The organism is Moorena sp. SIO4E2, assembly GCF_010671945.1.
GTDB lineage: Bacteria > Cyanobacteriota > Cyanobacteriia > Cyanobacteriales > Coleofasciculaceae > Moorena > Moorena producens.
The window spans coordinates 1-6802 of the sequence record NZ_JAAHIE010000405.1; the positions used below are offsets into that span (position 1 = coordinate 1).

Sequence of the window (6802 nt, forward strand, 5' to 3'; positions counted from 1 at the left end):
TAGGGGAAGAAGTCGTACACTTACATCATATTGATGGAAACCACGATAACTGGAAACCAAAGAATTTGCTAGCAGTTCATCACAGCTGCCATCAACTAATCCACGGAAGCAGACCGAAAGGTCAGGATATCTAGGAGCTGGGTGCGGTGAAAGTCGCACGCCCAGATTTGAAGGAGAGGTGCCCTGGGTAATACCAGGCATCGACTCTAACGAAGTCATTTGTCAGAAGTAAGCTATACTCACGTTTCGGAGTTTAGGAGCGATGAAGCGCCGCCAAAGGGGGTTTCCCCCATGAGCGACTGCATCAAGACAATGTCCTAATTTTAATGGGTAGTGCTATACCGCGAAGTCTAATCATGATAAATCGGGCATGATAGTAGATGGGATAGTGCTACAAACAGGGAAAATTATTTATCAAAACCATGCTAGAGCAGAAACTCAAGCAATTAAAAACTATATTTGCTGAGATGGAACGGGCTTTGATTGCCTATTCTGGGGGAGTTGATAGCACGCTAGTTGCTAAAATTGCTTACGATGTTTTAAGCGATCGCGTAATAGCGGTCACTGCTGAATCCCCGTCACTATTACCAGAAGAATTAGAAGACGCTCGCATCCAAGCCGCTACCATTGGCATTACTCATGAGGTTGTCCAAACCCATGAGATGGATAATCCCAATTATACCTCTAACCCGGTCAATCGCTGTTATTTTTGCAAAAGTGAACTCCACGACACTCTCAAACCTCTAGCCCTGGAGCGAGGCTATCCTTATGTAGTCGATGGGGTGAATGGGGATGATTTAAGGGACTATCGTCCAGGGATTCAGGCGGCCAAGGAACGAGGTGCGCGATCGCCTTTAGCGGAAGTGGGGGTAAGTAAGGCGGAAGTGCGCCAACTCTCGAAACAATTAGGACTGCCGTGGTGGGATAAACCTGCCCAACCTTGTCTGAGTTCTCGCTTTCCCTATGGGGAAATGATTACAGTAGCTAAGTTACAACGGGTAGGACGAGCAGAGATCTATTTACGGAAGTTAGGTTTCTCCAATTTGAGGGTTCGTTCAGAAGGAGATACCGCACGAATTGAGTTACTACCGGAAGAGATTAAGGAATTTGTGGTAACGACAGATTTACCGAAGTTAGTAGCAGAGTTTCAGGAGTTGGGTTTTGTCTATGTGACCCTGGATTTAGAAGGATATCGCAGTGGCAAATTGAATCAAGTTTTGAGTCAGGATGTGATTAGTATGAAAGCTTAATCAGTTTGGATTTGTGTAAGCTATCAGCTATCAGCTATCAGCTATCAGCTATCAGCTATCAGCTATCAGCTATCAGCCATTCGCGTAGCGTGGCCTTAGGCCAAGGCTGACGGCTGACTGCTGACTGCTGAATGGTTACATTGCTCCAGTAGTTGGTCAAAATTACGACAATATACCAATTGTTGGTAGTCTTGCCATGCTTGTTTGTTATTGTAGGGAATTCTGGTCAATGTTGCTTGTTGAATCTTCTCCATTAATGGACGACGAAGAGATTCATAGTTAAGGAAAGCATTGGCGATTGCTTGGATATTATCAAGATTATTTTTATGTACAATATTAGCGATAAGGGTAGCTACAACCAGAGCATCTTCCAATCCTTGATTAGCCCCTTGAGCCATGAAAGGAGGCATCCCATGGGCGGCATCACCCACTAATACAACTCTACCTGAACTCCAGGGAGATAGAGTTTCTACACGGTGAATGTAATACGGACGGGATTGCATTTTGACAGGAGGAGATAACGCCACTAATTGTGTGAGAGCTTTGGGAAAATTAGCGTTTTCCAACTCTCGTAATGCTAAAGCAATTAAGGCACTTCCAGATTTTTCTGTCAACTCCTCCTGGTTTAAAGGAAGATGGATCAAATACCCAAACTGAGCATTGGAACGGCGAAATAGGAGCATCCGTGGGGATTCCATAGAAGGGGAATCCTCTGAGATTTGATCATTAGTGCGATCATTAGTGATACTTATAATCCGTTCCTGCTGAAAAAATTTGTTTTCAAGCTCTGTGCTTAGCTCTGGGGGAATATCTGTGATTTCCATACAGAATAGGGCGGCAAACCCGGAATAGTCAGGTCGTGCTAAACCACTGTAGGGACTATCATTATAAACAATTCGACGAATGCTAGAGTTGATCCCATCTGCAGCAACAACTAGCCTAGCCCGGGTTGATTGTTTTTGAAATTGTTGGGGACTATGTTCTGAATTAAAGGAGACTGTATCCTCATCGTTTTGTCTGTTTGACCAATGAGCATAGGGATTTGCTTCTATGGCTGCATCAGAAACAAAATCTAGCCGAACATATTCGGTGTTTCCTTCATCGACTACATTGATACAACGATGATTCGCTTTAACCTGTTCAACGGGAAGTTGCTGTCTGAGAGTGGTCTGTAAATCATACCAAGAAATTGAGACTCGACCCTCTCCATAATCCTTGAACCAACTCTCATAGCTAAGAGGAATTGAGTGAATTTGCTCTCCCTTCAAATTTTTGTAAACCCATTTTTGATTGGGTTGCACTTTCTGCAAAAACTCCATATCCGTGTTTTTAACGGCTTCGTAAGCAGAAGGCGCTATGTGGTTGAGGGCTTTTAATCCATTGGGCAGAAGATCGATAACCTGACCCACTCGACGAAAGGCACGAGTTTGATCAAGGACTATAAAATTAGAGATACCTCGCTGCTGTAAGCCAATGGCAGTGGCTAATCCCACTGGACCAGCACCAACTACAACAATATCATAAGTGTCGATCATAATTATATTTTTGCGATCGTTTTTGCGATCAGCTTCGCTACTGCTGTTTGGGCAATGCCATTACCCTACCAACTATAGGAATTCTACGACTTGTGAGGTCAAATTTCTGGTTTTTAGGGAGGAGGTAGCAGTGATGCAGCGCGGTCTTGGGGAGGCAGCGCGGTCTTGGGGAGGCAGCGCCTTCACGCGGGGGTTTCCCCCGGAGACGCGCGCCTGATTACGTTGAGCCTCACGCCAAAGGCGAACGCGAACGGAAGAGGGAAAAGGGAAGAGGGAAGAGGTAAAAAATAATGTGTACCTCATGAGTCCTATGAACGCTATATCCGGGCTGAATGCTAGTTAAGCCAATTTTCTAAATCAGTTATGTTATTGAAATCTAAGAAGTCTTCTCCCAAATTTTCCAACTCTTCAATTGTTAAAATTTCTATTTTGCTAATGGTTTTTTTATCAATTTCCCCAAAACGCTTTTTCAGTTGACGTATTATTAAGGCGATCGCCTCATTTTTTCTACCGATTTCTTCAGCATAAGTTATTTTTCCTCTTTCATCTTGTAATGCCATAGCACGGCGATCGGCAATTTCTAATTCTTCTGGCGTCATACCAGCTTGATTAGCAAGATTTAAAGCTGATTCTATCTCTGATACTTCTCCTAAAGAAGGAGGAATGTTATCGAAACTAGAAGCTTCTTTGATGAAATAAATCCATTTATCGGCTAAAGTTTCTAATTCTGAGAGTCTTTTATGGAATTTCGGTAATTCTATAAATATTAACTGCAATTCCTCTTCCAGACATTCAAACTTTTCGGTTTTTTCTTGAAACACAAATTGATTAATAATTTGCTGAGTTTCGTCAAACAAAATAAAATCCGTAATTGTGACAGCTATAACAGGTTTAAGACGAATATAGTCCTCTGCTGTTTTTAACTGATTAACATATCCTTTCACCATGTTATAAAGAACCCGTTTGCTAAAACATGTCATGGATGATACTTGCATTTCAATTAGGACAATCTCTCCATCCGCTAACACTGCTTTTACATCCAAATAAGTGTCTTTTAAAGTCAACACTTGACCGGGATTATAGGGATTAATAATGGTTAAAGATTGAATGATTGGTTCGCCATCATAAATAATGGCATTTAGAAAACTAATTAATATATTTTTACTTTCTTTGGAACCAAATATTTTTTTGAATACATAATCTATTTTAGGGCTGATAAATCTCATAGTTTTGGCGTTCCTTAATTAAGGAATAAATGCGCGATCATCTGGTTTTATTAAAGCCCCCGTTGCTCCTCGAATTCTGAGGGACTTTGAAAGTTTTGTTACCCCCAGAATTGGGGAAACCATAGCCAGAATCAGCAATGCCCTTAGTATCAAGCACTAGCCGGAAAACTACCACCAATAAAATGAACATCACTGAAAGTTTCAATCCATAGACGAGCACCACAACGCAGTGGGTGATCGGGCTGATAGACAATCCGACATGGACCCAGGATTTCGATCTGGTTGCCGTATAGATTGTTACCGCTTCGTTTTACTGAAATCACTGGCTGACGGTCTTGGGGAGGTTTAGCATTGTTGGTGCCAATCCGATTACGGTTGACATTAATCGTGGCTAAAGCGGGAGGACGACTGGTACGCCATTTGCCCTTTGGTCCACGGGTACCTTTGGTGATTTGTGGTAGGTGCTTGAAAAGAGGAATAATCCAGAATTTGCCACTTTTATAGGCACCCCTGACCCGACCCTTCTCCAGGAGTTGGCGCAATCGTCGAGAAGAAATACCTAATAGAGATGCGGCTTCGGTAGTACCAACGCAGTGGTTCATGTTCGGATTCCCTAACTCTTCCTATAAAAATAGTATAGCAAAAATTTATTCCTGGACGCCTTAATGTAAAGTTATGTAAAGTTTTGCCAAACTGACCGGACAACTAGGGTGAAATAATTTTTCATGATTGATATCTAATCAAACCGGATTTAGTATTACAGCAACCTAGCTCTGCCCTGCAAACCGCTATATGACTACCAACCAATTGTTAGAATCAAACCTTGAATCTCTAATCAATACAGCCGCTCAAAATCATCAGTTGGGTAAATTAGATGAGGCTGAATCTATCTACAGACAGGTAATACAGATTCAGGGGGATTATCAGGGTGAGGAAAAGTCTTTATTGAAGCCCTATAACGTGATAGCCATTGCTAATTTTGCAAGTATATTTGAGGAAAAAAACAAGCTAGAGGAAGCGGTAGCCTTGTACCAACAAGCTTTAACCCTAAAACCTGACTTTTTTGAAGTTCATAACAATTTGGGAAATATCTTCTGGTCACAAGGAGAGTTAGACAAAGCGGTACAGTCTTACCAAGAAGCGATTAGGGTTAAACCTGACTATGCTCTGGCTCATAACAATTTAGGAAATTTGTTTCATAATCAGGGTAAGTTAGGGGAAGCGGTACAGTGCTACCAAGAAGCGATTAGGGTTAAACCTGACTATGCTCAGGCTTATTGTAATCTGGGAAATGTACTGCAGGTACAGGGTAAGTTAGATGCGGCACGAGAGTCCTACCAGGAAGCGATTAAGCTTAAAGCAGATTGTTTTCAGGCTCATAACAATTTGGGGACTCTATTCCAAAAACAGGGCAAGTTAGATGCTGCAAGAGAGTCTTACCAAGAAGCAATTAGGCTTAAACCTGACTATGCTGACGCTCATAACAATTTGGGAACAATACTCCAAAAACAGGGCAAGTTAGAGGAAGCGGTACAGTCCTATCAGGAAGCGATTAGGCTGAAACCTGACTTTGCTGAGGTTTATAACAATTTAGGAAATACACTCCACGAACAGTGCAAGCTAGAAGAAGCCCTACAGTCTTACCAGCAAGCATTAAGTATTAACCCTAACTTGGCTGAAGCTAAACTGGCCATGTGCGTGTGTCAGATTCCGATCATTTATTCAAGTGTTGATGAAATCAAGGTAACGCGAAATAATTACCAAGCTAGTCTTAAAAAATTAGCGGATAGCTATACACAGAGCGATACAGAGCTAAGTCCAAGGGAACTGCTAAGTGCCGCTAACGCGGTGGGAGCGTTTCAGCCTTTTTATCTGGCCTATCAAGGGTTAAATAACCGAGAGTTACAGGAAATTTATGGACAAATGATTTGCCAGATCATGTCCCAGTGCTATCCCCGGTGGAGCCAGAAAATTCCTCTACCAAATTTAGCGCCTCATGAAAAAGTTCGGATTGGAGTTATTTCGGAATTCTTTTGGGATCATTCTAATTGGAAAATACCGATTAAGGGCTGGGTAGAAAATCTAGATAGATCGAATTTTGAACTATTTGGTTATCACACAGGGTTAAAACAGGATAAGGAAACAGCAATAGCCGCAAAATCATTTGTAAAATTTGTTCAAGGTTCTTTCACTATCGAAGAATGGTGTGAGGTAATTACAGAAGATAAATTACACATCCTTATTTTTCCGGAATTCGGGATGTCGCCAACTACAGTTAAGTTGGGTTGTTTAAGACTGGCTCCAATTCAAATGACATCTTGGGGACATCCGGATACTAGTGGGATGCCGACGATTGATTATTACTTAAGTAGTGATTTAATGGAAGCAGAAAATGCTCAAGATCATTATAGTGAGAGGTTAGTTAGATTACCGAATCTCTCTATCCATTACACGCCTTTGGAAATTACACCGGATGCGATCGCTAAAAATGATATAGGCTTAGATGATGATGACATTATGTTCTGGTGCTGCCAATCTTTATATAAATATTTACCTGACTATGATGATGTATTTCCTAGAATTGCTAAGGAGTTAGCTCATCGGTGTAAGTTTGTATTTATTAAATATGTTAAAAGTGACCAGGTTACTGAAATATTTGAGCAACGTTTAAGGGATGCTTTTAATAAATTTGGCCTCGATTATACAGACTACTGCATATTTTTACCATTCATGAATAACAGGAGGTTTGCTGGAACCTCAGCGATAGCGGATGTATTCTTGGATAGCATTG

At 41.5% G+C, this 6802-nt stretch carries 6 protein-coding genes; 2 read left to right on the forward strand and 4 right to left on the reverse strand.

Annotated features, from left to right (window positions below; translation table 11 throughout):
* Positions 1-422: 422 nt before the first annotated feature.
* Positions 423-1250 (forward strand): ATP-dependent sacrificial sulfur transferase LarE, encoded by an 828-nt coding sequence (gene larE, locus F6K37_RS28805; protein WP_287253869.1) that lies wholly within the window; start codon positions 423-425, stop codon positions 1248-1250.
* A gap of 95 nt (positions 1251-1345) precedes the next feature.
* Here the strand turns inward: larE and F6K37_RS28810 are convergent, their stop codons facing one another.
* From F6K37_RS28810 to F6K37_RS28825, 4 genes are all read right to left on the reverse strand, one after another.
* A complete protein-coding gene (locus F6K37_RS28810; protein WP_287253870.1) occupies positions 1346-2785 on the reverse strand; it encodes an FAD-dependent oxidoreductase in 1440 nt (479 codons plus the stop codon).
* A gap of 72 nt (positions 2786-2857) precedes the next feature.
* A complete protein-coding gene (locus tag F6K37_RS28815) occupies positions 2858-3088 on the reverse strand; it encodes a hypothetical protein (protein WP_131826899.1) in 231 nt (76 codons plus the stop codon).
* Positions 3089-3120: 32 nt separating this feature from the next.
* Positions 3121-4011 carry an Rpn family recombination-promoting nuclease/putative transposase gene (locus F6K37_RS28820; RefSeq protein WP_287253872.1) on the reverse strand — a complete coding sequence of 297 codons (891 nt, stop codon included), beginning with the start codon at positions 4009-4011 and terminating at the stop codon, positions 3121-3123.
* Between the two features lie 149 nt (positions 4012-4160).
* Complete coding sequence (locus tag F6K37_RS28825; RefSeq protein ID WP_287253874.1) at positions 4161-4613, reverse strand: MerR family transcriptional regulator; 453 nt, start codon at positions 4611-4613, stop codon at positions 4161-4163.
* A gap of 190 nt (positions 4614-4803) precedes the next feature.
* On the opposite strand from F6K37_RS28825, the gene F6K37_RS28830 reads away from it, so the two are divergent.
* Positions 4804-6802: tetratricopeptide repeat protein (locus tag F6K37_RS28830; protein WP_287253875.1), on the forward strand; the 1999-nt coding region annotated here is incomplete at its 3' end.

Coding starts and splice junctions, on each gene's coding strand:
- larE (WP_287253869.1), top strand. CDS start 423: ATGCTAGAGCAGAAACTCAAGCAATTAAAAACTATATTTGCTGAGATG.
- F6K37_RS28810 (WP_287253870.1), bottom strand. CDS start 2,785: ATGATCGACACTTATGATATTGTTGTAGTTGGTGCTGGTCCAGTGGGA.
- F6K37_RS28815 (WP_131826899.1), bottom strand. CDS start 3,088: ATGAGGTACACATTATTTTTTACCTCTTCCCTCTTCCCTTTTCCCTCT.
- F6K37_RS28820 (WP_287253872.1), bottom strand. CDS start 4,011: ATGAGATTTATCAGCCCTAAAATAGATTATGTATTCAAAAAAATATTT.
- F6K37_RS28825 (WP_287253874.1), bottom strand. CDS start 4,613: ATGAACCACTGCGTTGGTACTACCGAAGCCGCATCTCTATTAGGTATT.